The sequence below is a fragment of the Candidatus Chlorobium masyuteum genome (genome assembly GCF_011601315.1).
GTDB lineage: Bacteria > Bacteroidota > Chlorobiia > Chlorobiales > Chlorobiaceae > Chlorobium > Chlorobium masyuteum.
Genome location: NZ_JAAORA010000002.1, coordinates 643325 through 669962 on the forward strand (window position 1 = coordinate 643325; position 26638 = coordinate 669962).

The window sequence follows — 26638 nt, forward strand, 5'->3', positions numbered from 1 at the left end:
TTGAACATGACAACTCAAAGGCTCAGCAGTTCAGCAGTTGCTGAAACGAGTCTGCCGGATATTGTCCTGAAAGGGATCAATACGCACAACCTCGCCAATATTTCTGTCTGTATTCCCCGTAACCGGTTTGTCGTTCTGACGGGAGTCAGCGGCTCCGGCAAGTCAAGCCTCGCCTTTGATACGCTCTATGCCGAAGGTCACCGCCGCTATGTTGAGTCGCTTTCGGCCTATGTGCGGCAGTTTCTTGAACGCATGCCGCGGCCTGATATTGAAAGTGTTGAAGGCATAGCGCCGGCAATCGCCATAGAGCAGAAACCTATACCAAAAAACCCCCGTTCAACGGTTGGTACGGTATCGGAAATTTATGACTATCTCCGCCTGCTCTACGCAAGGATCGGTAAAATATACTCCCGTGATACCAATGAGCTGGTGCTGAAGCATACTCCGGATGACGTGAGCCTTCAGGCAGGTTTTTTTGAGGAGGGCACGAAGTTTTATGTCGGTTTCCTTTTTCCCTCTCACGAGGATGCAGGCCACCATCTCTGTTCTGTTCAGGATGAAATTGCCAATCTTTTGAAGAAGGGTTTTTTCAGGGTGGTTGCCGGTGATGAAATACTTGATCTCAATCACGAACAGGAGTGTCGCCGCCTGCTTGATATGCCGAACGCTGAGCGTGCAAATGTTCTTGTGCTGGTTGACCGGTTTGTGGCCAGGAACGATGAGAAGGTTTTCAGCCGGATATCACAGGCAGCGGAGAGCTGTTTCAATGAGTCGGGCGGATATGCCGCATTGAAGGTGGTTGGAGGCAAGAGCTACCTTTTCAGTGACCGGCTCGAACTGAACGGGATTGAGTACCAGGAACCCTCACCCCAGCTTTTTGCCTTCAACTCCCCGATCGGCGCTTGTACTACCTGTCAGGGTTTCGGCCGAATTGCCGGTATTGACGAGAACATTGTTGTGCCCGACAAGTCGCTCTCCTTGCAGGAAGGGGCTATAGCCTGCTGGAACTCTGAAAAGTACCGCTGGCACCTTCGCCAGTTGCTTTCGGTCGCCCCTTCGCTCGGCATACCGCTCGACGAGCCTTATGAAAAGCTCTCCCATGCGCACAAGGATATCATCTGGAAGGGGCTCGGTGATGAACGGTTGAAGGGAATCCGTCCATTTTTTGCTGAGATAGAGAGGGAGTCGGGCTACAAGATGCACTTCCGGGTCTTTTTAAGCCGTTACCGCGGTTATGCAATATGCCCTGATTGTGAAGGGAGCCGTCTCAATCCTGATGCCCGCCTTGTCAGGGTTTCCGGACGTCATATCGGCGAGGTTACGCGCATGAATATTGCCGAGGCATCAGAGTTTTTCCGCAATCTGGAGATCTCTCCCTTTGACCGCAAGGTTGCTGAAGCGGTTCTGGAGGAGATTATCAAGCGGCTTGGCTATCTGCTCGATGTGGGTTTGAACTACCTTACGCTTGACCGCCTCACCCACACGTTGAGCGGCGGCGAGTTTCAGCGAATCAATCTCTCCACCTCACTCGGCTCTCCGCTTGTCGGAGCGATCTATATCCTTGATGAACCGAGCATCGGCCTTCACCAGTGTGACTCCGCGCGACTTATTACGCTTTTACGGCGCCTGCGTGATCTTGGTAATACCGTGGTGGTGGTTGAGCATGACCGTGAGATCATTGAAGCCGCAGATGAAGTGATCGACCTTGGCCCCTATGCCGGACGTCTTGGCGGAGAGGTGGTTTTTCACGGTACCGTTGATGAGATGAAGCGGTCGGGAACCTCCCTTACTGCCGACTATCTCAACGGCAAAAAATGCATCCCGGTGCCGAAGGTTCGCAGAAAACCTGATTTCAGCGCATGCATTGAGATTACCGGTGCCATGCAGAACAACCTCAAGAACATCGATGTGCGCTTTCCGCTCAACGTGATGACCTGTATTACCGGTGTGAGCGGTTCAGGCAAGTCAACCCTTGTCAATGATATTCTCAACAAGGGGATCATGAAGGAGAAGGTCGGCCTTAAAGAGCAGGTCGGAACGCACCGCTCGATTTCAGGCACATGGATGGTTGACAGGGTTGAGCATGTTGACCAGTCGCCCATCGGCAAGTCAAGCCGGAGTAATCCGGTAACCTACCTGAAGATATTTGACGATATCCGCAACCTCTTTTCCCAGACGAGAGATGCCAAAGCAAGGGGGTGGAAGGCCGGTTATTTTTCATTCAACATACCCGGCGGCCGCTGTGAAACCTGTGCCGGAGAGGGGAGTGTCCATATCGAGATGCAGTTCCTTGCGGATATTGAGGCGGTCTGTGAGGATTGCGGCGGTTTGCGCTACAAGCCTGAAACCCTTGAGGTAGAGTATCATGGTCTTTCGATTGCCGCAGTGCTCGACCTGACGGTTGAAGAGGCGATCACCTTTTTCAAGGATGAGAAGGCAGTTGCAAGAAAGCTTATGGTTCTTGAAGAGGTTGGACTCGGCTATATCCGCCTTGGCCAGTCCTCAAGCACGCTTTCCGGCGGTGAGGCACAGCGCCTGAAACTGGCAAGTTTCATCGCTCATGCCGATACGGCGCACACGCTTTTTATTTTTGATGAACCGACCACCGGACTGCACTTTGAGGATATCAACAAGCTGATTCTCTGTTTTGAAAAACTGCTTGAGCAGAACAATACGCTTGTCATCATTGAACACAATCCCGACATCATCATGCAGGCCGACTGGATCATAGATCTCGGACCCGGTGCGGGTGACAAGGGCGGCTCTCTTGTGGCTGAAGGGACACCCGAAGAGATTGCTGCGATGGATCACTCCGTAACCGGCAGGTATCTCAGGCGCTCAGCGGAAGCGTGAGCGAAACTCACAATGACTTTATCGGATCATCCTCAAGCGCTCCGCCATGCAGCCTGATATGCGGAAAGTGCCCCTCGGTTCGTTCAACCCACACATCGCTGCCCTTGCTGAAATCGCTCTCGTTTGCTGTAACCGAGATGCGGTTTTTGGCAAGTGCCGTAATCTCCTCAAGCAGCCTGCCAAGCAGCCGGTCCTCTTCGGTAGCGGTGTTGTCAAGCATTTTCGAGCGGATACTCTCCAGCTTTTCGACAGCAACCTTGCCGATGGTGCTGTATTGTGCCGGATTTAATGAGGTTCGTGTTTTTTCGTCCATGATGGTCATCGGTAAAGGGTGTTCAACATACTTTCTAAAGTAAAGAAACTGTTTGGAGTGGAAAGTTTTTTTCTTATCATTAGGTGTTCTTTTAGCACTCGAGCACTGTGAGTGCTAAAAGATAAAAAACGCTCTATTCTAACCAATAGTATCGTACTCTTAATCTAAAACACAAACGAGAGAAGACAATGAACTTGAAACCCTTAGCTGATCGAGTTATTGTTAAACCTGCACCGGCAGAGGAAAAAACCAAAGGTGGTCTTTACATTCCTGATACCGGGAAAGAGAAGCCACAGTATGGTGAAGTGGTTGCCGTTGGAGCAGGCAAGGTTGCAGATAGCGGCCAGCTGCTTGAAATGCAGGTAAAAGTAGGTCAGAAAGTGCTTTATGGTAAATATTCCGGCACTGAAGTCAACGTGGAGGGTGAGGACTACCTCATCATGCGTGAGTCTGACATCTTCGCTATTCTTTAACTGTTTCTAACTTTTTAACCCTTACTGGAGGAACGCTTTACAATGACTGCTAAAGATATTCTCTTTGATACCGAAGCCAGAGCAAAGCTCAAGGTTGGTGTCGACAAACTGGCAAATGCCGTGAAAGTTACCCTCGGACCTGCCGGACGTAATGTATTGATTGACAAAAAATTCGGTGCTCCTACCTCAACCAAGGACGGCGTTACTGTTGCCAAAGAGATCGAGCTTTCCGATTCCATCGAGAACATGGGTGCCCAGATGGTTCGTGAAGTTGCTTCGAAAACAAGTGATGTTGCCGGTGACGGTACCACCACCGCTACCGTTCTTGCCCAGGCGATCTATCGCGAAGGCCTGAAGAACGTTACCGCCGGTGCCCGTCCGATTGACCTCAAAAGAGGTATTGACCGCGCAGTTAAAGAGGTTGTGCAGGAGCTGAGAAACATCAGCCGCAACATCTCCGGTAAAAAGGAGATTGCACAGGTTGGTACCATCTCTGCCAACAACGATCCTGAAATCGGCGAACTGATTGCCGAGGCGATGGACAAGGTTGGTAAAGATGGTGTTATCACGGTTGAAGAGGCCAAGGGTATGGACACCGAGCTCAAGGTTGTTGAGGGTATGCAGTTTGATCGCGGCTACCTTTCGCCTTATTTTGTGACCAATCCCGAGACGATGGATGCTGAACTGGAAGATCCGCTGATTCTTATCTACGACAAGAAGATCAGCAACATGAAGGAGCTGCTTCCTATTCTTGAGAAATCAGCACAGTCCGGTCGTCCTCTTCTGATCATTTCAGAAGATATCGAAGGCGAAGCGCTTGCAACGATTGTTGTCAACAAGCTGAGAGGCACCCTGAGAGTTTGCGCTGTCAAGGCTCCCGGCTTCGGCGACCGCCGCAAGGCAATGCTGGAAGATATCGCCATTCTTACCGGCGGTACCGTTATCTCCGAAGAGAAGGGCTACAAGCTCGAAAACGCAACCATCTCCTACCTCGGTCAGGCTGCCCGCGTTACCATCGACAAGGACAACACGACCATCGTTGAGGGTAAAGGTACAGCCGAAGAGATCAAGGCTCGCATCAACGAAATCAAAGGCCAGATTGAAAAATCAACCTCTGATTACGATACCGAAAAATTGCAGGAGCGCCTTGCAAAGCTTTCAGGCGGCGTTGCCGTTCTCAACATCGGTGCATCAACCGAAGTTGAGCTGAAAGAGAAGAAGGCCCGTGTGGAAGATGCTCTGCATGCTACCCGCGCTGCTGTTCAGGAAGGTATTGTTGTCGGTGGCGGTGTTGCCCTGATTCGTGCGATCAAGGGTCTCGACCGGGCTGTTGCAGACAATGAAGATCAGAAAACAGGTATTGAGATCATCCGCCGCGCGCTTGAAGAGCCGCTTCGCCAGATCGTTGCAAACACCGGTACCTCGGATGGTGCTGTTGTGCTTGAGAAGGTCAAGGCCGGAACAGGCGATTATGGTTTCAACGCCAGAACCGAAACCTACGAAAACCTGGTTGAAGCCGGTGTTGTCGATCCTACCAAGGTAACCAGAAGCGCTCTTGAGAACGCTGCATCAGTTGCCGGTATTCTTCTGACAACCGAAGCTGCCATTACCGACATCAAGGAAGACAAGCCTGACATGCCGGCAATGCCTCCTGGCGGAATGGGTGGAATGGGCGGCATGTATTAATCTCCGCTCTCCATCTCTTTTCTTTACAAAGCCACCCCGAAGCAATATCGGGGTGGCTTTTTTTTCTCCTTTTGTTCGCTCTAATCCTTGAATATCCAGTATCTCCCTGAAGCGGTATCGATGGCTTTGAGTGAGAATCGTTCGTCAGCCCGGAGGTCCTTTTTCAGAATGTAATAGATATCTGAAAGCACGGAGCGGGAATCGCTATGGTAGGAGTGACCGAAAAAGCCTGTATTGATGTTTGTTGCATCGACCGTCTCGATACCCGGAATGATGATCGGCTTCCCGTTCGCATTCCCGAGTCGACGGACCCCATGCACTCTTTCGGAGAGTGTCAATGCTCTGTCCTTTCCTGAAACATAGAGGGTTACCCGTACGCCTGTTTTTGCAAGTGCCGGTCCGATTTCATTTTTGAAAACATCGGCATTGATGTCCGGAGCGGTCAGGATAAGGGCTTTGAAGTATGTTTTGAGTTGCGGCTTTTTTCCGAGGAGTTCAAGTAATGCACGCGACAACCCCCGTGCGCCAAGGCTGTGTCCCATGAGGTAGATGGTTTTCGATCCGGAACGCAGGGCGACCTCCTCAAGAACCGTCACCAGATCTTTTTCAGCCCATAAAATTCCGGCTTCGTCGTCTTCATAGCTGTTGACGTGTCCCCGTGATGGCCAGCTGAAGAAGAGTGAAGAGCCCTTGAAATCAAGGTCGCTCACAATCTGTCCGATTCCCCGCGCGCCCTCATTGAATGTCATGTTGAAGCCGTGCACATAGAGCAGAAGGGCCTTCTCTTCAGAGGCCGCCACCGTTTTTGTCAGATTATTCAGAAGCTCTTCCCTGTTGAGCTCCGTCAGTTGGAGATAGTTGATTTCCCGGTGTTTTTCTTTGTCAAAGGTTGCATGAATCACTCTGCCGATCCGGTGGTCCTGAGGTATGGCTACATCTGCTATGCCATAGCTCATCATGCTTCTTTCAGCGCCATATTTTTGACCGGATTCTGCCTGCTGCCCGGCATGGTTGCGGTTGGTTGCGTAAAAGGCCTGTACCGGCGGTTTCAGGTATTCTGCATTTCCGGTCAGGTTAGTTGATGCGCATCCGGAGAGTAACAGCAGCAGTGCTGTAATCATGCGCATGCGGATATATTTGCTGGTAATCATGGTTTTTAACCGTTACCTGTTAGCGCATCGGATTCTGTGCCTGTTTGCCTGCACGTTCATATCCCCCGGAAGGTGATGCCTGACTCTATTTACAGCATAAACACTGAACTTGCAACCGCTAAAATGGATACGGCAACAGCGTTGTTCCCGGCTTTTTTTATTTATGATCAATGATTACCTTAACCATTATAAAGTCTTTATTATGGTCGCATACAGGCAGCTCTTATGAAATACAGTACATCCATCAAGCCCATCAGCTTTTTGAAAACTCACGCATCTGAAGTTATTCGGGAAGTTTCAGCCAATAGAGGAACCATGATTATCACGCATAACGGAGAAGCGAAGGTAATTGTGCAGGATGTTCATCTCTACGAAGAGACCCAGGAAAGTCTTGCTTTATTGAAGATACTGGCTCAAAGTTCTCAGAGTATTGAGAAGGGAAGGTATAAGCCTGTCAGTGAATCGTTTGAGTTGATCAGACAGCAGATTTCAAATCATCAGGAGTTATGAGGTATGATGTTTTCCTGAGTGATGATGCAGAGGCAGATATTCTCGATATCTGGAAATATGTTGCTCGTTTCGATTCGGTTGAAAGAGCATCCACTCTTCTTGATGCGCTGCAGGAGGCTTGTCTGAGCCTTTGCCAATTTCCTGACCGGGGACATTGTCCACCCGAACTGGAACGGGTGTGTGTTTTGGAGTATCGTGAACTTCATTACAAGCCGTATCGGATTATTTACCGGATTCTGGATCGCAAGGTTTTTATTCACTGTGTTCTTGATGGCAGAAGAAATCTTCAGGATCTTCTTCTCGAACGATTGATACGATAGTTGGAATGGTGGAATATTTCGATGTTCAAAAAATAATAGCTATACTTCTACCACAAATGTAGTCAAGTAAAAGAGGAGTTTTCAGGATGTTGGTAAGCACTTCAATCAGAATCAACAAGGAGCTTTATGAACAGGCCCGGCAGGACGCAGTGCTTGAGCATCGTTCTATTTCGGGTCAGATCGAGTTTTGGGCACGGGTAGGTCGTGCGGCGCTTGACAACCCTGATTTACCGGTCAGCTTTGTAGCTGAATCGCTGGCATCATTGGCCGAGCCGAGAGAACTCTCTACACCGTTTGTACCACGGAGTGCAAGGCAATGACCTGGTCTGTAAGGCAAACGCGCAGATTTGCTCGACAATACAAAAAGCTTCACGACAACACCGCTGCTGATGTAGATAGTGCCGTTGAAAAGGTACGGCAAAGCCCAGACATCGGAGAACGAAAGAAGGGTGATCTGGCTGCATTGTATGTTTACAAGTTTCGCAGCTCAGGCCAGTTGTATTTACTTGGCTATTCGCTGGATGAGAGTGTTCGGCTGGTCTACCTTGAAGCTGTTGGGCCACACGAGAACTTTTATCGGGATTTGAAGCGATAAGGCCCGGTTAGTGGCAAAGCCATCCTGAAGGAATATCGGGGTGGCTTTTTTTATGGTGTGTATCATCTCAATCCAAAAGAATTTTATACCTTTCAGAAAATTTTGGTGCAACCCTATTTTTAATCAGCCATGAGAGCCGTTGTTTTGTTAAGCGGAGGGATGGACAGCCTTGTCACTACGGCGATGGCCCATGAGCAGGGGTTTGAACTGGCAGCCATGCATGTCAATTACGGACAGCGAACATGGCACAAGGAGCTTGCTTCATTCCGTGATATCTGTAATCACTACAATATTGATCGACGCCTCGAAGTTGATGCCGATTTTCTTGCCAGGATCGGTGGTTCATCACTGACCGATCTCTCCATGCCGGTGAGCGGAGCCGATCTTCAGGGATCGACAATCCCAACCAGTTATGTCCCTTTCCGTAATGCCAATTTCCTCTCAATGGCCGTGAGCTGGTCAGAGGTTATCGGGGCCAACCGGATATTTATCGGAGCGGTCGAAGAGGACTCTTCCGGTTATCCCGACTGCCGAAAAATCTTTTATGATGCATTCAACCAGGTTATTGCTCTCGGGACCAAACCTGAAACAACTATTGAAATAGTGACTCCCCTTATCGAGATGCAGAAGTCGGATATTGTTCACCGGGGCATGCTGCTTGATGTTCCGTTTGCCTACAGCTGGTCATGCTACAAGAGTGAGGGCAGGGCGTGCGGAGTCTGCGACAGCTGTGCACGCAGGCTCAGGGCTTTCGAACTGGTTGGCGTACGCGATCCGATTGATTATGAAGAGAGACCTCGGTATATTTAGGCAGCACCGCTATTAATTTGTTCCGCGATTTGATTACTTCGTTGGGCGGTGCTCGAAATCCTCAAGTACTATGTGTACATTCCGGTTTTTGTGCTCCGTCCGTCTCGTACTCAAACCGCTCACGACAATTTATAGCGGTGCATTGAAGATGTAGATATGATATTGTCATCTCGAACGAAAGTGAGAGATCCCGATTTTGCGATATAATTAACGTCGTCATCATCAATAAATCAGTTCAACCATGAGTTCTGTAAAAGCATTTTCCTCATCGTCTGAGTTGGAGTCACTCAATGCACGGTTTACCCAGTCATTTGCGCTTATGGCAATGATCTGGATTCTTGGTCTCGTCGGCCATTTTACCCCGGTTCAGGAGTGGCCCGCACTCTTTCTCTATGTTATCGGTTCAATAGGCCTCGTGCTGTATCGTGGCAAAAAATATGGCGAATGGGAGTCGATGTTTCTTGCCGGTGGCAATCTCCGTAAATCCTTGTTATGGGGTGGTATTGTTGGGCTGGTGCTTTTCGGAATGGATATCATGAACACACTTCTCTATTACAAAAACGGCGGAGCGCCGATGATGGAGATGGAGAACATTCTTGTTAACCGTTCACTGCTCTTTCTTTTTCCGGTGCTTGTTTTTGCCGAAGAGTTTCTCTGGCGCGGCATTATGCTCTCCTCAATGATCGAGAAAGGCTTTAACAAACATCTGACGGTGTTTCTGACCGCCATCTTCTATGTTGTCAACCACTTTGCGGTTGCTCCTGTCGGCATGAAAGAGCGTGCATTGATGGCTATGATGGCCTTTCCGATAGGGATTTTCGGCGGTTATCTTGTTCTTAAAACCCGCAATGTATGGGGGAGCGTTCTGGTGCATATGATCACCATGCTCTCCATGCTGCTTGATCTGTTTGTTATTCCAAAACTTTTGCTCTGACCTGTTTCGCCTCTATGCACCACAACAGAATTACCCTCCGTTTGCAGCGGGATGAAAAACTGCTGATTGCCTACTATATGCCCGAGTTTCCGGTTTCGGGTGCCACGCTTCCCGTGCTTGAGGCGCTTGAAGAGAGCGGCGCCGATATCATCGAGCTTGGCATGCCCTTTTCCGATCCGATCGGGGACGGGCCGGTGATCCAGGATGCGGCGCACACCGCGATCAAAAACGGGGTGACCATCAAACGCCTGCTTGAACTGGTGCGTATTGCCCGACAGGGAGAGGGGTGCCGGAAGATTACAGCCCCCATTCTTTTGATGGGTTACTGCAACCCCATCATCGCATACGGGATAGACCGGTTTCTTCAGGATGCGGCTCTGGCGGGAGTAGACGGATTGCTTATACCCGACTTTCCGCCCGAGGAGGCGGCTCTTTTTCTCCAAAAGGCTAAAGATCTTGGTTTGACGGTGGTTTTTCTTGTTTCACCGGTTACTCCTCCGGAGAGGATTGAGCTGATTGATTCGCTCTCGACCGATTTTTCCTACTGTCTGGCTGTCAATGCAACAACCGGAACATCCAAGCTTTCCGATGCGTCAACTGAAGCTGCCGTGGATGAGTACCTGAAACGGGTGCGGCTCCATGCGCGGAAAAAGTTTGTCGTTGGATTCGGCATCCGCGACAGGGAAAGGGTAGAGCACATGTGGAGTCTGGCTGACGGGGCCGTTGTAGGAACCGCGCTCCTGCAGCATATCGCTCCGGCCTCAACCCCTGCAGAGAGTGCCCGTCTTGCCCGGGAGTTCTGGAATGCCTTACGATAATTCCGGATTTTCGATTCTGAATTTTGGATTGCAGCAGGGGCGAACCAGCCTGTTTGCTCTTTTGGCATTGTCATCTCAAACGTCAGAGAGGGGATCTGATTTGGGGTTTGCCTATTGTTGTTGTTTAATTCACAATCCGGAATCCAACATTCAAAATCCCTTCATGACCTTATCTGCTCCACATCTCCCGTCGGTCGATATCATCATTCCCCATTTTAAACGGCGTGACATGCTTGAGCGCTGTCTTGATTCGCTTGCAGAGACCCGCTATCCGGCGATGGGGATCATCGTTGTTGATAACGGGGGTACAGAGGCAGGGCTTGTGTTTATGGTGAAACGCTACCGGAATGCCCGTCTTGTGCGTCTCGGCGAGAACAGGGGGTATGCCGGAGGGTGCAACGAGGGGCTGAAACACTCTACAGCCGACTATGTGGTTTTTATGAATGATGATACCCGTCATGACCCGCTCTGGCTTGATCGGCTTGTGACGGCGGCATGTGAAGATGACCGTACCGGTGCACTCCAGCCGAAAATCCTTTCGCTGAAAGCCTTCGAGAAGGGGCAAAAGGTTTTTGATTATGCAGGCGCTGCCGGAGGGATGATCGATCGGCTCGGTTATCCCTGGTGTTTTGGGCGAACTTTCTCGGCAATCGAGATGGATCGGGGCCAGTATGATAAAGGCAGGGAGATTTTCTGGGCTTCCGGTGTTGCCATGTTTGTCAACAGATCGGTGGCAGAAGAGCTTGGGGGCTTTGACGGGGAGTTTTTCATGCAGATGGAGGAGATCGATCTCTCCTGGCGCATGAAGCTTGCCGGGTACACTATCCGCTCGGTCCCTTCATCACTTATACTGCATGAAGGGGGGGCATCGCTCCCCGGCGGTTCAGCCGAAAAGATCTATTTCAACCACCGCAACAACATTGCGATGCTGCTCAAGAACCTCGGTATCCCTGGGCTTTTACTGGTGCTGCCGCTTCGGTTACTTCTTGAAGTGGCAGCTGCGCTTTTTTATCTGACCCAGTTTCCCGGCAGTCTGGCAAAATCGGGCGCCGTGTGGCGTGCCTTCGGTGACACGCTCCGTCATTGGGCGGATATCATGAAGAAGCGCCGGGTGGTACAGCATACCCGGCAGCTCCCTGACCGGACTGTTTTTAAAGGTTTGCCGCTGACATTACTGCTTCGGTGAAAAGAGGATTACTGGTTCTTTATGGCAAGAGATGTTAATGATTCAGACCGCTTTTTCATGGCAGAAAGCATTAACGGGCACTCTTTTTTCTGAACATTTCGTACGGCAAAGCCGGGGGCAAAAAAATTCGGTTTCACCTCGGCCTTGTAGGTCAGAAAGGTCCCCTTGTCGGGAGGTGAGACAAGCAGCAGCCACTCTCCGTGATAGACCTTGAAGTCGCCGGTTATCTGCTCGAAATTCAGCCGCTTTGGCTTCTCTCCCCAGACTCTCATTTTAACATTAACCGTCTTGCTGAAAACAAAGAGTCCGGATTTCCCTTTTTCAAACATCACCTTCTCACTGCCATTGTCTGAAATAATGCCGCTGTCAAGCACACCAGGGACAAAATTTTTGTGATTGTTATAGTCTGTAATGACTGCCCAGACGGTTTCAGGGGGGGCGGCAATGTAGACATCACCCCTGACGCCGGTTACACCATTTTCAAGCTGTGACAGAGAAACAATAATTTTCCCGTTGAGCAGCATTGTCCGGGCCATGGAGAGCGTGTCGGAAGAGACCGGTGTGCCGGGCAGCGGGAGTGCCGCAGAGGAAACAGTCGAGTGCATCGAAATCATGAGCAGCATCGTGACCCATCGTGTCATTGAGATGAGTTTTTTCATGGTATCTCCAGTATGTTCATCGTTAGCTTGCATTTATCATCACGTTTATCATGTCATCGTTTTGGCAGATGTCCCCATTTAACCATATCCTCAACAGCCTCAATAATGCTTTGCTTTATATCCATGAAGGAGAGCCCAAGTTCCCGCCTGATTTTTGCATTGTCATAGCGGAAGGTCCGGCCTACATTGGTTCGGATATAGGTTCCGGTATCTTTAGGCTGCGTGAAGGAGAGCAGTTTCATGAGCAGTGTACCGGCCTTTCCTGACAGATCGAGTTTTGGAAGTGCGTATTTGCGGAAGCCGGAAGATTTGAGCAGTGCAACAAGATCCCGCATGTGCATGGCATCTCCGGAACAGAGATAACGTCCGCTTGCAGCACCGTTCGTCATGGCAAGAAGATGCGCTTTGGCCACATCGCGGACATCGACAAAACCCCAGTTGATATCCATAATGCCGGGATAGACACCGGTCATGATGTCGCGGATGATCTGGTTCGTGGTGTTGAGCGAAGGACCGAGTGAAGGGCCGACCACCATGAAGGGGTTGATAACGACCAGATCAAATGCCGGTTTTTTCTGCATGATGAAATCCCATGCTGCCCGTTCGGCAAGGGTTTTGGAGTACTGGTAGGGGTGTCGATCAAGGGAAGACATGGTATTCCAGTCTTTTTCGGTAAAGACTTTTGAGCTCTCCGGCTCATCGGTGATTGCGGCAATCGAGGAGGTGAACACCACCCGTTTGACACCGCCTGATTTCATGCAGCTATGCAGTATACTCTCCGTGCCGTCCACCGCAGGATCAACCAGATCCTCCTGGGGATTTTTGACATTGATCTCGTAGGGACTTGCGGTATGGATAACATAGTCGCATCCGTCAACCGCCCGGTCATAGGCATTCGCTTGAAGCAGATCAGCCTTTACCAGTTCAAGCCGTTCTTCAGCTCCCGGCAGATTGAGCAGAAAGGGATAGTTTTCAGCACTTTTGCGAACGGTTCCCCTTACCCTGTAGCCCTCCCGGAGCAGATCCCTGACGATATATGCGGCAATAAATCCGGAGGCTCCGGTGACACAGACGGGTTTACTGGTGATCATAATTTGAACAATACTGAATGGTTGAAATAAAGGGCATCTCTATTAATTTATTCCGCGATTCGATTGCTTCGTTGGGCGGTGCTCGAAATCCTCAAGTACTACGTGTACATTCCGGTTTCTGCGCTGCCTCGCACTCAAACCGCTCACGACAATTTATAGAGATGTCCTAAAGGTTGTTACTTCCTTTTCAGGATTGAACCGGGCACAGCGCTTCTGCCGTTTTTTTGTGCGCCCTGAGTATTCCCGGCATATCCTGCCACTGAACAAAGCTTACAAGAATCGGCGGTGCAAAAAAGAGTGGCTTGATCTCCGCATGGTAGGAGAGTATGGTTCCTTTCAGTGAGTCACGGCTCTCAAGAATCCACTCTCCCCGGTAGACGCTGAAATCACCCTCCACCTGTTCGAAAGAGACTTTTTTCAGGTACTCCTCCCTCAATCGCAAGCGAAAATTAACGGTTTTTTCGAAAAAAAAGATGCCGGTTTTTCCGGTCTGGTCAAGCATAACCTCATTGCCCTTGCGTTCAACAATGCTGCTCGCGACCACTTTCGGCAGGGTTTTGTTCAGATGGTCATAATCAGTCAGGGCTTTCCAGACACACTCTATCGGGGCATCTATCAGGATTTTCCCGTTAACTTTTACGATGTCGTTCGCAAGAAAGGCAAGATCCACAAGAGTTTCTCCACTCTTGAGCCGGGATATCTCGCTTGAATGCTGTTCCATAGTGCTATTGTCGTTACATGCTTTGCGCAACTGATTTATTAACATAAATCTTTACTGCACGGAAGCCCTCTGTATTTCAATGTACAAGCATATGCATGACTCTGCAACGTTTGTTTCATCAAACGTCATGAACAATGGCTTTTTGAGAATAGTTCTCGCTCAGAACGGTGCGGTGAGTTCTATCCCTTGTGGAAGGGATAGCTACTGTAGAGTCTCAACAGAAAAGAGTTTCCGGATGGCGGGGCTGACATCGGTTGGGCGACCGCTTTTGCGGTCAATGGGGCACAAGACTGGTCTGACAATGGCAAGCGGGCAGAGGCTCAACGCATGCACAATTTCGGTATGGCGGTCGAATGCAAACCGGGAGGCGTTGCCGATCCATGTGCGTACCAGAACCGTATCACCCAACAGGGCAGGCCGTTTGTAATCGATCTCATGACGTCGTATTACCCAGATGAGCTTCTCCTGTTCATCCACAGGCGCAATGGCACTCCAGTGCGCCATTGCCGCCTCCTGCACCCAGCGCAGATAGACCACGTTGTTGACATGGCCGAGCATGTCAATATCCTCCGGCTCCACCCTTATAGTTATGGAAAATCGCTCCTTACTCATGGCACACACTCTCTCTTCGGGCGTTGTTGAAAAAACATGATACAGAGTGACGTAACGCCAACCCTTATGCCTTTCTATTGTATCGTACTTTATTTTGAAAAGTCGCGTGCATATGATTACAATATAGCAAGCGAGTTTTTCCTGAAGTACAGTCTTTTCCGGAGTTTTTTCTGAAGTTCCGTCCTGTTATGGGGAGTGTTTTTTTCAGGATAACCCTATAAATTCGGGCTCATGATCGCAAAGTTCGAGCAGCGTCTGTTAGTTGCCCTTCGGGCATTTAACCATATTCTGCATGCCTTTCTGGCGGTTGCTCTGGTGCTGGCCAGTCTGATGGTTGTCTGGGAGTTTTCCGTTTCGGTATTTCATGCAATTCAGAATAACAATCTTGCGCACGGGTTCCTGCAGGCATTGGGTACGCTCTTTATTGTCTGGACACTTTCAAGCCTGATCTCTGCTGAAATCAACTTTGTGCAGACCGGTGTTTTTCATGTGGTCGTTTTCATTGAAGTTGCCATGATCACCCTTCTCCGCCAGCTCATCTCCGAACCGGTAAGAAGTGCAACAGCGGGGCAGAGTGTGGACGAGATTTTCAATTCATGGCACTATGGTCTTCTGCTTGCATCCCTGCTCGTGATCGGCATCCTGCACAAACTGGTAACGAGCTCCAGCAAAAAAGAGCTGTAATAGGAAGAGAGTTCTTTGAGGGCGGAATGGGTACAGGAGATCAGGGTGCAATGCCTCGTTGCCAATGTCCCCGTATTTTTCTGACAATATGCCGCTCCTCTGGAGCTGAAGAGAAGAGCAATCAGAAGCGTTGTTTTAAGTCCCACAGGGACGCGTTACAGGTAGAATCCCAGGCAAGGTGTCACACCCTCTCATTGTTTTATTTTCTCCCTGCTCATGTGCCAGGTATTGTTCAATATCTCGGCATTTACAAGGATAATGAGTATACTTTGTACGTTATACTGTAACGCAAAAGATGAAATTATGATAGCAATCAGTACAACGGAGTTGCGCAAAAACCTCCGTAAATATCTTAACATGGCTAATAAAGAGCGTGTCATCATCCAGTGTGGTGGCACAGAGACCTATGAGATTGTACCGGCCAAAAAAATAAGCGATACGGACAGGTATTTCTCAGATCCGAAGGTCATTAAGGCCATTGAACAGGGAAAAGCAGATGCCGAAGCTGGCAGGGTGACAAGGATAGCTGATCCGGATGATCTATGGCCAAGTATTTGAATAATATGGGGAGCTGTTTCATAAACGACAATCTTTCTTCGTATGATTACCACTGAAACGCTTGATTTTCTCCGGGAACTGAAACTGAACAATGACCGGGGGTGGTTTGAGATTCACAAGAAAGAGTATCAGCATGCCTATGGTGAGTTTCTTGATACCGTGGTGAAGCTGATTCTGGCGATTGGCGAGTTTGATAAAGATGTTGCCGGATCGCACCTTGATCCGAAGTCCTGCATCATGCGCATCAACCGCGATGTCCGGTTTTCGAAGGATAAGTCACCCTACAAAACCAACTTTTTTGCCTTTATCAACAGGGGTGGCCGTAAAAGTCCCTACGGTGGTTACTACTTCCATATAGAACCGGGAGAATCGTTTATCGGGGGTGGAATCTATATGCCGGAACCGGCAGTGCTTGATCAGTTGAGAGGTGAAATCGACCGGCATTTCAGTGAGTGGCACTCCATTATTTCAAAAAAAGAGTTCATCTCCCGTTTTCCGAAAGGTGTTGAGCCTTCGGGCAGCCTGAAGAGGCCGCCGAAAGGGTATGAAGTCACCAATCCCGCAATGGAGTATCTCAAGTTCAAGGGGTACTACACCCAGCAGTTTCTTTCCGACAGGGAGGTCACCGATTCGGCTCTCATAAGCCGGATTTCCGATACCTTTCTCTCCTCCAAACCGATGATTGATTTTTTGAACAGGGCGCTTTAGCCCCTCCAAAACGGGTGTACATTTTTTATGAGCAGCTCAAGCGAGCCTTTGTCAACTGCCTTTGAAAAAGCAACCTATGACAAGGTGGCCCTGCATCTGATCCCCTTTCTGTTTATCTGCTACATTCTCGCCTATCTCGACAGGGTCAATGTCGGTTTTGCCAAACTTCAAATGTGCAGTGATCTGGGCTTCAGCGATACCGCTTATGGAACAGGAGCCGGAATTTTCTTTATCGGTTATCTTCTGTTCGAAGTGCCGAGCAACATCATTCTTTCGAAAATCGGAGCACGTATCTGGATAGCGCGCATCATGATTACCTGGGGCGTGATTGCCTCGATGCAGCTTTTTGTATCCAGCGAGCCGATTTTTTATCTCCTGCGTTTTTTTCTCGGTGTGGCTGAAGCCGGTTTTTTTCCCGGAATCATCCTCTATCTCACCACATGGTTCCCTTCAGAGTACCGCGCAAGAATGGTCGCATGGTTCATGACAGCAGTTGCCATTGCCGGAGTTGCAGGTGGCCCTGTTTCGGGAGTTATACTTGAAACAATGGACGGGGTGGGATCTCTTCAGGGTTGGCAGTGGCTCTTTATCCTTGAAGGCGTTCCCTCGGCACTGATGGGCCTCTGTGTGCTTTTTTATCTTGACAACACTCCTGACGATGCTGTGTGGCTGAACGCCCCGGAGAGAGAGCTTCTGACGAAGCGGCTTGCCGATGATGAACTCCGGAAGGGTTCAGACGGCAGACCGGCATATACCGTAAGGGATGCGTTCGGAATGCCGGAGGTCTGGATGCTCAGTGCGCTCTATTTCTCTATCGTGATGGGGCTTTACGGCATCTCTTTCTGGCTTCCGCAAATCATAAGGGAGAGCATTACCGCTGATGAATCCCTGATAGGATGGATCTCCGTCATCCCCTGGCTGAGTGCTGCGGTGGTCATGGTGATCAACGGTGTTCATTCCGACCTGACCGGTGAACGGCGCTGGCATATTGCTTTTTCCTGCCTCATCGGATCTGCCGCTTTTGCGCTCAGTGCCATGCCTTTTGCCGGAGGATGGTACGGTATAGCAGCTCTTTCTGTTGCTACCGCAGGCATCATGTCGGCCCTCTCCTGCTTCTGGTCGCTTCCACCATCAATTCTGGCCGGTAGTGCGGCAGCGGCAGGAATCGCCATCATCAACTCTTTTGGCAATATTGCCGGTTATGTCAGTCCGGAGATGGCAGGAATCATTCGTGATGCAACAGGAGGGAGGATGACGATTGTACTGGCGCTCTTTTCCGCATCGCTCCTGACAGCGGCTCTCCTTACGCTTCTGGTGACCAGAGGTGAGGGCGGCCGCGGCGAGCGGAAGAACAGGGATTTATGATTTTTTCCGGTCATTCTCCTGATGGTGTCAGGGGTGGTATTTCTCTCAGCACTCTTTGGATTTCAGGCTTCAATACGGGTTAATTTTCAGCATCTGCATCAATGGCCGAAAGCTCATCAGTCAGCCGGGTGATGCGTGAGCTGTTTTTCTTTTTCTGCCCAGTGCATGGCTCCAAGTGATATGATGCTGAGTATGAAGAAGCCGGTGGTGAGGGGAAGCACGGTGCCGTTATAGCTCTGGCCGATTGCGGTGCCGACGATGAGTGAAATAAAGGTCGAGAGTGAGCCGACAATACCGGAACCGATACCGGCAATGCTGCCGAGGGTTTCCATGGCCAGTGCATTGAGGTTGCCGAAAAGAATGCCGGTACTGAAAAAGGTGAGAAACAGGTAGAGCATGAGCTGCCAGAGGGGGGGATGGTTCTCCTGCAGCAGAATCAGCAAAAGGAAGGCTACTGAAAGGGTGCCGATGGTCAGGAGCGCCTTTCTGGAGAGTGACTGCATGGAGTGATGCAGTAAAAGCCGGGCATTGACAAATGATGCGCTGCCAATCGAGAGTGCCAGAGCTGCAAAATAGAGCGGAAACCGTTCACCGAGAGCATACTCTTCCTGAAAAATCTGCTGTGCCGAGTTCAGGTAACCGAGAAAATAACCGGACACAAGACCGGCGGTTACGGTGTAACCGAGTGCGCTGCGGTTCTCAAGAATCGAGCGGATTGTAGCGGTCATCCGTTTAAACGAGAAGGGAATCCGGTTTTCCGGCTTCAGGGTTTCGGGTTGGCGGAGTGCAAACCAGGCAATCGAGAGGAGTGCAAAAACGAGAAAGGTGCCGAAGATTGCTCGCCAGCCTGAGAGCACTACTATTCCCTGCCCGATAGCCGGAGCGACAATCGGCACCAGAATAAAGACGGTCATGACAAATGACATGACACGGGCCATGGAACTGCCTTCGTACCGGTCGCGCACAATGGCAATGGAGACAATGCGGGGGCCCGCTGTTCCGAATCCCTGGAGGAACCTGCCTGCAAGCATGACCGGAAAGTTTTGTGCGACAAGCGAGAAGAGAGTGCCGGTGATGAAGAGCGCGTATCCCAGATAGATCGCCGGTTTTCGGCCGGTGCTGTCGGATATCGGGCCGTAGAGCAACTGGCCGGAGGCCATGCCGAGAAAGAGTATGGAGAGGATGAGCTGGTTTGTATTCTCCTCATGGACACCCAGCTCCTTGCCGATATCAGCGAGCGCAGGCAGCATGGTATCAATCGACAGGGCGACGAGTGACATCATCAGAGCCGTGAGTGTAATGAACTCCGCAAATCCCGGCTCGGCCCGTTTTTTACGCGCCATAGAGCTCCTTTTTATCGCTTCCGGACTTGTTACAGCGCTCTTTCATGTGTCAGCCGTAGAGCGGTTCCGCATGAATGATGACCCGGTATGCATCGGGCAGGGAGTGATAGATAGCCCCTTCAAGCTGGCTGGTGAGCGAGTGTACCTCCTCAAGCAGTGCTTCATCGTCAAATGAGCAGTGGAGGGTGATAAAGAGCTTGCCGGTGTCGGATTTGCGGATCAGGATATCGTGAACATCCTGAATTTTATTAATGCTTTCTGCAACGGTTACAATGGTTTCGCGTACAATGCTCTCCACTCCGGCAGGGAGGGCGGTGGTGCTGTGCTCCTCATTGCGAAGCGGATCGAGATGAATGCAGATATCAAGCTCTCCGTCGAACTCCCGGTGCAGCTCATCTTCAAGCGCGGTGACGGTATCGTGGGCCTCTTTTATGGTGAGCTGCTGGTCGATCTCGACATCAAACGTGATAAATTTTTTCTGCTCCGAAAGATTGGTCGAAATGTTATGGGCGTGCAGGTTGTGATTCAGGCCGATCACATGCACCCTTTCGGCGATGGTTTCGCTGTTGAGGGCAATCGGGCGGGTGTTGATAATCATATCGGCCAGGGTGAACTCTTCACGCACCTTTTGCTCGATTTCAGCGCAGATACGTTGTACTTTTTCAACAGAAAGTGTCCTGTTGACACTGACACCCATTTCCACAAATACCTGCGGTCCGCTGGGTTTTACCCTCAGTTTGTCAATAGCGATTACTCCGGCGACACTCATGGTCATCTCTTCAATCCGGTCCGCAAGCCCTTCAGGTGCAGCATCGGTCAGGACATCGATGGTCTCTTTGCCGAGACGGAACGCCGCCCATAGCACTACCAGAGCTACGGCAATACCGGCAACCGCATCGGCCCAGACGATGCCGAGCGAGACAAAAAAAAGACCGAGGATAACGACGGCCGAGCTGAGAATGTCGGAACTGAAGTGCAGGGCATCTGCCTCAAGCGCCTGGCTGCCGGTCTCTTTTGCCACCTTTTTCAGGGCAATGGAGCGGGAGATGTCAACGACAATGGAGATGGCCATCACGGCAAAGGCGTACCAGGTGACCTCAACCTCTGTTGTTCCGGCTATGAGCCGCTCAATGGCGGCATAGATGATCCATGCACTGGTCACAACAAGAAGTCCCGTTTCAATCAGTGCGGAGACACTCTCAACCTTCGCGTGACCATAGTGGTGTTTGCTGTCGGCGGGTTTACCGCTCATTCTGACAGCATACCAGGTGAGTGAAGCTGCTCCGAAGTCAAGCGCGGAGTGTGCGGCTTCGGATATGATTCCGATACTGCCGGTAAGTAGTCCGACGATGAGCTTCATTGCCGTAAGCAGGAGGCTTGCCACGACAGAGCTTATGGCTACCTGTTGTTTTTTGTGAGCGTGTTCCATCAGTTTTTTTTCTTCAAAAAGCGGTTTTTACGAGGTTTAAGAGATCGCTCTCTCTCTCTGAACCGGTTTTCAATGTACGCAGGAGGAGTGAAAGACAACTCATATTTTTTTCAGGTCCCCTTCAGCATATCGGGAATTCACCGTGAGCAAGACGGTCGGTGAATTTTGTGATGTTGCCGAGTTCGTTGTCGATAATGGCAGTGACCTCATCCGTTACCGCATCCACGGTGACATCACAACCGGTTATGATTCGGGCTGAAGCGGAAAGGGGGCGGTCGAGCGGTTTGCCGATCTGGCTGCAGAGCAGGATCGAAACATCTTCTATACCAGCCACTTCACGGTAGATGCGCCGGGCAATCTCAGAGGCAAGCACAGAATAGATTTTTCCGACATGGCTGACCGGGTTTTTACCGGCAGCCGCCTCAAGAGTGAGGGGTCTCTCGAAGGCGATAAGCCCGTTTACCCTGTTGCCGCGTCCGACCTCTCCTCCGTCAGCTCCCTCTGCCGAGGTGCCGAGCACGGTCAGGTAGATACCGCCTTCACCCCTCGTCGGGTCGTCGAGCGTGTTGAGCTCAACGGTTATTTCACTGAAAGGCATGTTCTTTGCTGCAATAACATGCTGCACGGCGTCAAGTACGGCGGCTTTCCGTTCGAAATAGTGTGCGGGAGAGGTGATAAAGCGGTCCACAAAAGCCATGGCAATGGTAAGGGTGAGGTGGTTGCGGTTTCTGTACCCCATGATCTTTATATCCTCACCGGTTTCAGGAAAAGCCTGCTTGAATCCCGGTGAGTTGAGATAGTGTTCAGTCTCAAGCACAACTTTTTCGGCATCGCTGAGCGGCGCGTAGCCAGCTCCGACAGAGGTGTCATTTGCTCCGATCACGCTGCGCGCAAACAGGTCGGTAAGCTCTGCCGAGCCGGGTTTGATCTCGTTCTGGAATCGTACATGGATATCAGGATCGACAAAGCGGAGATGCTTTTTCAGCCAGTTGCTTGCTGCCTCTTCAGCAATTTCGCCGACAGGTATGCGGACTCCCTTGTAGCTGGTGGTTGCCCTGTCTCCGAAGATGATCTTCATCGGCTCCAGCACCCGGCCGCCACCCGGTTTTACAAGGGTTCTTCCGGCTACCAGCAGCCCTTTGTCGAGGTTGTGATGCAGGATTTGTCCGGTTCGCTCAATATATTCCCGGCAGAGGCTCAGGCATACTGACTCCATTATCGAGTCGCAGATGGTATCGGGATGTCCGGTTCCCTTGCGTTCGATCAGTTCAATCTGCCGCATTCCGGCAGGAGTGGTTCCTGCCACTTCGACGGTGATGTTTCGCAAAGTTTTCATGCAAGGCGCCTCTACCTGTTCAGCCGACAGACGAATACTGATGAATGTACCGGTTATCTCATTACTGCGTAAATCCGATCCTCCGCGAAGCTTACCTTTTTGCCATGTATGAAGGACCTTCAACGGTCAATAAACACTGTCAGTTTTATCAAGGATCGCCTCAAGCTCTTCCCAGAGAGCTTTATAGGCTTTTGCAGCCGGAGCGTTCGGCGAAACGGTATGGATCGGTGCCCGGTAGATCCCCATTTTCTCAACATCCGAACTGTAGGGTATCGTTTGTGAGAGAAAATTCGGGTAGTCGTGGAATTCGTTGAGAATATCGCGGTGCATTTTTTTTTGTTTTTCCACCATGGTGAAAAATGGCCGGATTCTCGAGCTGTCAAGGTTATGGGTTTCAAAGAACTCTTTCAGCTGGTTGTAGGTGCGGATGGAGAGTGTTGTCGGGATCATGGGAACAAGGATAACATCCGAGGCGGCAAAAACACTTTCGGAGAGCAGGGTCAGGTTCGGCGGGCAGTCAAAAAAAATAACCTTGTACTCTTCGCTCAGTTCCTTGATGTTTTTTTTGAGTTTTTTCTTTGGATTTTTTTCTTCGAAAAGTTCAATATCGAGATTCCGGTACGAAAAGTCTGAGGGGAGCAGGTCAAGTTGCTCAAAATCAGTAGCCTTGATGTTGCTGTATATTTTGTTGCTTCCCTTGAGAAACTTCTCGCTGTTGTACTTTTTTGAAGCCGCAATCCTGAAGTAGTATGAGCTTGCCCCCTGGGGATCAAGGTCGCAGATGAGCGTCGGAGAAGTATGCAGGGAAGCAAGATAGGAGAGGTTTACAGCAGTTGCGGTTTTACCAACACCTCCTTTGATGCTATAGAGTGCTATTGTTTTCATTTTGTATCCGGAAGGTTAAGAGTTCATGCATGAACTTCGCGGTTTGCTCATCATCGAAACCTCTGAAGGTATCGTGAAATTTCCGGCGTGTTTCTTCCTGCTTCTGATAAAGGATTGCGATTAATCCGCCAATTGTGCCTGCAAGTAATGTATGTTTTTTTTCTGTTTCCATTAATACCAGGCGTTTTTCAAGAAATGCGATTTGCACCGAAAAATCGGTAAAGTTGCCAAGGTTTTCCTGAAGCTCCTTAAGCTGTCTTATCATTGGAGCTATTGTTTTATTTGGAAAAATCGATGAGAAGAACTCAAGAAGGTAACGAAGCTTTTTACAGCCTATACGAAGTGTATGAAGCTCTTTATCCGTTGTTTTTCGTCCGATTTTACGACCATCCCGAATCACTTTTTTCCATGCTTTTTTTATGGTTGCTTCAGCTATTGTGGATGTCGCAAGGGTTGCATTTGGTGCCTTCTCCTGCGACGGCAGGTCTTCCTTGTTGATCCACTCATTCCACTCTTTCAGGAAGGATCTGTATTTTGCCGATGCAAGGTGGCTGCAAAATTCTTTGTGGAGTTTATTGCGTTTTGCTCTGATTTCGCTGAAGAACTCTTTGAGTGGTGGCTGCAGCACCGGAGGGAGATATCCGAAATAGGTCGTTTGGTGGAGCAGGTAGACATCCATATCCCGCAGTTCATTAGTGCGTTCGCCGATATCCTTGAACGCATTGAGAAAATAAGCGGTTTCTTCAGGATTGAACACTCCCTTGAGAAGCATTAACACCGATCTGGAGCGGCGTATGGCGACGCGATAGTCGTGCAGAAACTCAGTATCGATATCCCTGCTGATGCCGGTTTCGTTCTGCTTGACAAGAGTAAAGGTGCTCTGTAGCATCCTTCGGGCATTTTCATGAATCATCGCATGCTCATCAAGCTGTAAATGGATTTTTGACGAATATCCCTTTACATTCAGCCCGGCCTCTTTCATCAGTATCAGATAGAGATCCCGGTACTCCACAATTTTTCGGGATTCATAATGGCTGGAGAGCCATGTTTCAAGTTCTTCTACCTCATTACTGAACCCCTTGAGCGGCTTTAGTGCATAACCCTGACAAAAAGGATTTTGGCCTCGATCTTCAGCAAGATGCCATGATTCGGAAAAAAGCGTGCCTATGGTTTTGTCGTGGCCGTCAAGGATGCTGTAGGTTTGCGAGATCGTTTTGAATACGCACAGCTTGATGAATGCCCTCATATCTCCGCAAGCGCCAAGCAGTTTTTTTAGCTTGCATTCAGGTAAACGGGACGGAAAAAATACCGCGGGGTTTCCGCGAAAAGGGATGTATGCAGTGTCACTACCGGAATGGAGATCAGTTATATGCAGGGAGCCTTCTTTTTTTATAACGGCAATCCCGTTTTCGAATGCCAGCCAGTCAAATGTATCATAGTAAACTGACTCTGCCTGTCGGGCTGAACATTGTACAAGCTGCCATCCGGCAGCATGCATTTTTTCATGTTGCGACCATGGTGAGTGCAGTTGGTTTGGACTCAACAGTATTTTTGTTGGAGTGACACCCATCCGTTTCTGACATTTTGAGGAGTTATCCACCATCATGTGGAAAAAACTGTCACGATGGCAACTGATATATACAAAGCATTTAGATGGATTGGTTGATCCGATGTGTCGGGACTCATGATAATTTATAGAGGAGCTTCAATGTAGAGTCCCTTTACCGTGCAAACCGCGCGAACTTTTTTTTCAGTAAAGAGTTCTGCATGTTCTGTGCAAATAAAATTACCGCCTACTTTTTTTATTGATCCGTCAAGCGTCAAAAAAGCATTTCCTGTGCAGTCAAAATTGCCTTTGATCTTTTTTACGGAGCCTTTGAGTGATGTTAACTTGTTTCTTGAACAGACAAAATTGCCCTTGACTTTCTCTGGAGCCCCTTTGAGCGATGTCAGACAATTATCTGAACAGTCAAAATTCCCACTTACTTTCTCAGAACTCCCGTCAAGTTTTGTTAACTGATTATGCGAACAATCGAAATCAATAACTTCCTGAGGCGCGCCAATGAGCGAGCTGATCTGGTTTGCGGCACAAGAGAAATTACCCCCGACCACTTCAGGTGCACCCTTCAGGGATGCAAGCTGATTGTTTGAGCAGACGAAATCCCCATATACTTCAACAGGGCCGCCTTTGAGTGATGTTAACCTGTTGCTGTCACAGGAAAAATCACCAAGAATAAACGCTGATACTCCAGCAAGAGAAGTCAGTCTATTGTTTGAGCAATCAAAATCTCCAAGAATATGATCCGGAGCACCGTCCAGCATTTTCAGGTGATTGTTTGAACAATCACAATCAAATACTTCACCCGGAATGCCTTCCAGCGAGGTCAAGTGGTTATCTGAACAAATGAAATCTCCACCCACTTTGTTGGGTCCGCCAAGCAGGGTTATCAGTTGGTTTCCTGAACAGTCAAAATTTCCCTTTACCTTTTTCGGGCCGCCTTTAAGTGACGGCAGCCGGTTTCCTGAGCAATCGAAATCGCCATGTATTTTATGTGGAAGACCTTCGAGTGTCGTCAATTGATTGTTTGAACAATCGAAATGGCCGTATACTTCTAAAGGGCCCCCTTCAAGTGATTTTAACCGGTTTCCCGAAGCATTAAAATGGCCCGCAATGATCTCCGGGCATCCTTCAAGAGATGTTAGCCCTTTGTTTGAACAGTCGATATCTTCTTTGCCATCGACCCCGATCATGATATCCTGAAACGTTATTTCTCTTGCTTTCATCTTCGCATACATCACAAATGATCGTTTTATTTGTAACCGTTTTAATCTTTCAGAGAGTCGATGAGGTTTTGATAAAAATCCCCTTTGTGACGTACAATTTCACCTGTCACCAGATAGATCACCTCACGGGCAATCATGGTGGCATGATCAGCCATACGCTCAATGTAGCGGGAGATGCTCAATGCGGCAATAAGCTCATCGACCGCTGAGTCAGGACTTTTCATCAACAGGGTAACCCTTTTGAAGACCGTACGGTGCATCACGTCAACCTCTTCATCCAGGGCACAGACTTTATCGGCAAGAGTGCGGTCTTTTGAGATGAATGCTTCGATTGAGTTTCTTACCATTTCGCCTGCATGTACTCCCATCTTCTCGAACTCAAACGATTTCAGCATTTCCGGACTGATTTCAGGCATCCTGTCGATAATGTGAACGGCCAGGTCACCGATACGCTCAAGATCATCGTTGATCTTCATAATGGTGACTATGGTACGCAAATCTCTTGCCACCGGCTGCTGCAGGGCAAGAAAAGCCAGACACCGCTCTTCAAGATCGACTTCTGCCAGATCGATTTCATTATCAATCTGCCTTATCTGACGGGCACTCTGTTCATCCTGGTGTTTGACAGCATGCAGGGCATTGAAAAAGTTCTCAAGCACCTTGTCGGAAAGTTGTACGAGTACAAAAGAGAGCTCTTTTATAAGTTCATGAACCGGGCGTTCTGACATAGGAGTGAAGGGTTTTCGTTAGCTGAATCTTCCCGTGATATAATCTTCGGTCATCGAATCCTTGGGATTGGTGAAGAGCTGTGCTG

Annotated in this window: 28 protein-coding genes; 15 read left to right on the top strand and 13 right to left on the bottom strand. The window is 49.6% G+C overall.

All coding sequences use genetic code 11. The features are described 5' to 3' along the window. Positions 1–6: 6 nt before the first annotated feature. Complete coding sequence (gene uvrA, locus G9409_RS06590; protein WP_166807994.1) at positions 7–2853, top strand: excinuclease ABC subunit UvrA; 2847 nt, start codon at positions 7–9, stop codon at positions 2851–2853. Positions 2854–2860: 7 nt separating this feature from the next. Here uvrA and G9409_RS06595 read toward each other — a convergent pair whose 3' ends face one another. Next, a complete protein-coding gene (locus tag G9409_RS06595) occupies positions 2861–3175 on the bottom strand; it encodes a hypothetical protein (protein ID WP_166807995.1) in 315 nt (104 codons plus the stop codon). A gap of 179 nt (positions 3176–3354) precedes the next feature. Between G9409_RS06595 and groES the strand changes: the two genes are divergently transcribed. After that, entirely contained in the window at positions 3355–3639 is a 285-nt protein-coding gene (groES, locus tag G9409_RS06600; RefSeq protein ID WP_166807996.1) for a co-chaperone GroES, read from the top strand. A gap of 42 nt (positions 3640–3681) precedes the next feature. Continuing rightward, the gene (groL, locus tag G9409_RS06605) at positions 3682–5325 is read left to right on the top strand and encodes a chaperonin GroEL (RefSeq protein ID WP_076791431.1); all 1644 of its coding nucleotides are present in this window, start codon (positions 3682–3684) and stop codon (positions 5323–5325) included. Between the two features lie 80 nt (positions 5326–5405). Here the strand turns inward: groL and G9409_RS06610 are convergent, their stop codons facing one another. Continuing rightward, complete coding sequence (locus tag G9409_RS06610; RefSeq protein ID WP_166807997.1) at positions 5406–6476, bottom strand: alpha/beta hydrolase; 1071 nt, start codon at positions 6474–6476, stop codon at positions 5406–5408. Between the two features lie 225 nt (positions 6477–6701). Between G9409_RS06610 and G9409_RS06615 the strand changes: the two genes are divergently transcribed. From G9409_RS06615 to G9409_RS06650, 8 genes are all read left to right on the top strand, one after another. Beyond that, on the top strand, positions 6702–6986 hold the full coding sequence (locus G9409_RS06615; RefSeq protein ID WP_166807998.1) for a type II toxin-antitoxin system Phd/YefM family antitoxin: 285 nt from the start codon (positions 6702–6704) through the stop codon (positions 6984–6986). Continuing rightward, on the top strand, positions 6983–7306 hold the full coding sequence (locus tag G9409_RS06620) for a type II toxin-antitoxin system RelE/ParE family toxin (protein WP_166807999.1): 324 nt from the start codon (positions 6983–6985) through the stop codon (positions 7304–7306). The genes G9409_RS06615 and G9409_RS06620 overlap by 4 nt, the downstream gene beginning before the upstream one ends. A gap of 86 nt (positions 7307–7392) precedes the next feature. Next, a complete protein-coding gene (locus G9409_RS06625; protein WP_166808000.1) occupies positions 7393–7626 on the top strand; it encodes a ParD-like family protein in 234 nt (77 codons plus the stop codon). Beyond that, positions 7623–7901, top strand: coding sequence for a type II toxin-antitoxin system RelE/ParE family toxin (locus tag G9409_RS06630; protein WP_166808001.1), 279 nt, complete (start codon positions 7623–7625; stop codon positions 7899–7901). The genes G9409_RS06625 and G9409_RS06630 overlap by 4 nt, the downstream gene beginning before the upstream one ends. Before the next feature lie 129 nt (positions 7902–8030). Continuing rightward, complete coding sequence (gene queC, locus G9409_RS06635) at positions 8031–8711, top strand: 7-cyano-7-deazaguanine synthase QueC (protein WP_166808002.1); 681 nt, start codon at positions 8031–8033, stop codon at positions 8709–8711. Between the two features lie 241 nt (positions 8712–8952). After that, the gene (locus tag G9409_RS06640) at positions 8953–9645 is read left to right on the top strand and encodes a CPBP family intramembrane glutamic endopeptidase (RefSeq protein WP_166808003.1); all 693 of its coding nucleotides are present in this window, start codon (positions 8953–8955) and stop codon (positions 9643–9645) included. A gap of 14 nt (positions 9646–9659) precedes the next feature. Further along, a complete protein-coding gene (trpA, locus tag G9409_RS06645; protein WP_166808004.1) occupies positions 9660–10463 on the top strand; it encodes a tryptophan synthase subunit alpha in 804 nt (267 codons plus the stop codon). Between the two features lie 163 nt (positions 10464–10626). After that, positions 10627–11649, top strand: a complete 1023-nt coding sequence (locus G9409_RS06650; RefSeq protein WP_166808005.1) for a glycosyltransferase family 2 protein — start codon at positions 10627–10629, stop codon at positions 11647–11649. Between the two features lie 8 nt (positions 11650–11657). On the opposite strand, the gene G9409_RS06655 is transcribed toward G9409_RS06650, so the two are convergent. From G9409_RS06655 to G9409_RS06670, 4 genes are all read right to left on the bottom strand, one after another. Further along, the gene (locus tag G9409_RS06655; RefSeq protein ID WP_235923246.1) at positions 11658–12308 is read right to left on the bottom strand and encodes an SRPBCC family protein; all 651 of its coding nucleotides are present in this window, start codon (positions 12306–12308) and stop codon (positions 11658–11660) included. A 53-nt stretch (positions 12309–12361) separates the two neighbouring features. Beyond that, positions 12362–13399 (bottom strand): SDR family oxidoreductase, encoded by a 1038-nt coding sequence (locus tag G9409_RS06660; RefSeq protein WP_166808007.1) that lies wholly within the window; start codon positions 13397–13399, stop codon positions 12362–12364. A gap of 187 nt (positions 13400–13586) precedes the next feature. Then, positions 13587–14120 (bottom strand): SRPBCC family protein, encoded by a 534-nt coding sequence (locus G9409_RS06665; protein ID WP_235923247.1) that lies wholly within the window; start codon positions 14118–14120, stop codon positions 13587–13589. 201 nt (positions 14121–14321) lie between these two features. After that, positions 14322–14732 (bottom strand): acyl-CoA thioesterase, encoded by a 411-nt coding sequence (locus tag G9409_RS06670; protein ID WP_166808009.1) that lies wholly within the window; start codon positions 14730–14732, stop codon positions 14322–14324. Between the two features lie 231 nt (positions 14733–14963). Between G9409_RS06670 and G9409_RS06675 the strand changes: the two genes are divergently transcribed. The 4 genes from G9409_RS06675 to G9409_RS06690 all read left to right on the top strand — a co-directional run bounded on the left by G9409_RS06675 (position 14964) and on the right by G9409_RS06690 (position 18047). Then, entirely contained in the window at positions 14964–15416 is a 453-nt protein-coding gene (locus G9409_RS06675; RefSeq protein WP_166808010.1) for a phosphate-starvation-inducible PsiE family protein, read from the top strand. 303 nt (positions 15417–15719) lie between these two features. Beyond that, positions 15720–15974 (top strand): type II toxin-antitoxin system Phd/YefM family antitoxin, encoded by a 255-nt coding sequence (locus tag G9409_RS06680; RefSeq protein ID WP_166808011.1) that lies wholly within the window; start codon positions 15720–15722, stop codon positions 15972–15974. Between the two features lie 42 nt (positions 15975–16016). Further along, positions 16017–16682 carry a DUF2461 domain-containing protein gene (locus G9409_RS06685; RefSeq protein WP_166808012.1) on the top strand — a complete coding sequence of 222 codons (666 nt, stop codon included), beginning with the start codon at positions 16017–16019 and terminating at the stop codon, positions 16680–16682. A gap of 27 nt (positions 16683–16709) precedes the next feature. After that, positions 16710–18047 carry an MFS transporter gene (locus G9409_RS06690; protein ID WP_166808013.1) on the top strand — a complete coding sequence of 446 codons (1338 nt, stop codon included), beginning with the start codon at positions 16710–16712 and terminating at the stop codon, positions 18045–18047. 116 nt (positions 18048–18163) lie between these two features. Here G9409_RS06690 and G9409_RS06695 read toward each other — a convergent pair whose 3' ends face one another. From G9409_RS06695 to phoU, 7 genes are all read right to left on the bottom strand, one after another. Next, the gene (locus G9409_RS06695; protein ID WP_166808014.1) at positions 18164–19390 is read right to left on the bottom strand and encodes a multidrug effflux MFS transporter; all 1227 of its coding nucleotides are present in this window, start codon (positions 19388–19390) and stop codon (positions 18164–18166) included. A 49-nt stretch (positions 19391–19439) separates the two neighbouring features. After that, positions 19440–20819, bottom strand: a complete 1380-nt coding sequence (locus G9409_RS06700) for a cation diffusion facilitator family transporter (RefSeq protein ID WP_166808015.1) — start codon at positions 20817–20819, stop codon at positions 19440–19442. A gap of 121 nt (positions 20820–20940) precedes the next feature. Beyond that, on the bottom strand, positions 20941–22155 hold the full coding sequence (locus G9409_RS06705) for a methionine adenosyltransferase (protein ID WP_166808016.1): 1215 nt from the start codon (positions 22153–22155) through the stop codon (positions 20941–20943). Positions 22156–22281: 126 nt separating this feature from the next. Then, positions 22282–23040, bottom strand: a complete 759-nt coding sequence (locus G9409_RS06710; RefSeq protein ID WP_166808017.1) for a ParA family protein — start codon at positions 23038–23040, stop codon at positions 22282–22284. Next, complete coding sequence (locus G9409_RS06715) at positions 23018–24583, bottom strand: CHAD domain-containing protein (RefSeq protein WP_235923248.1); 1566 nt, start codon at positions 24581–24583, stop codon at positions 23018–23020. The genes G9409_RS06710 and G9409_RS06715 overlap by 23 nt, the downstream gene beginning before the upstream one ends. 149 nt (positions 24584–24732) lie before the next feature. Further along, positions 24733–25824, bottom strand: a complete 1092-nt coding sequence (locus tag G9409_RS06720; RefSeq protein WP_166808018.1) for an NEL-type E3 ubiquitin ligase domain-containing protein — start codon at positions 25822–25824, stop codon at positions 24733–24735. Between the two features lie 41 nt (positions 25825–25865). Then, complete coding sequence (gene phoU / locus G9409_RS06725) at positions 25866–26552, bottom strand: phosphate signaling complex protein PhoU (protein ID WP_166808019.1); 687 nt, start codon at positions 26550–26552, stop codon at positions 25866–25868. Positions 26553–26638 lie beyond the last annotated feature (86 nt).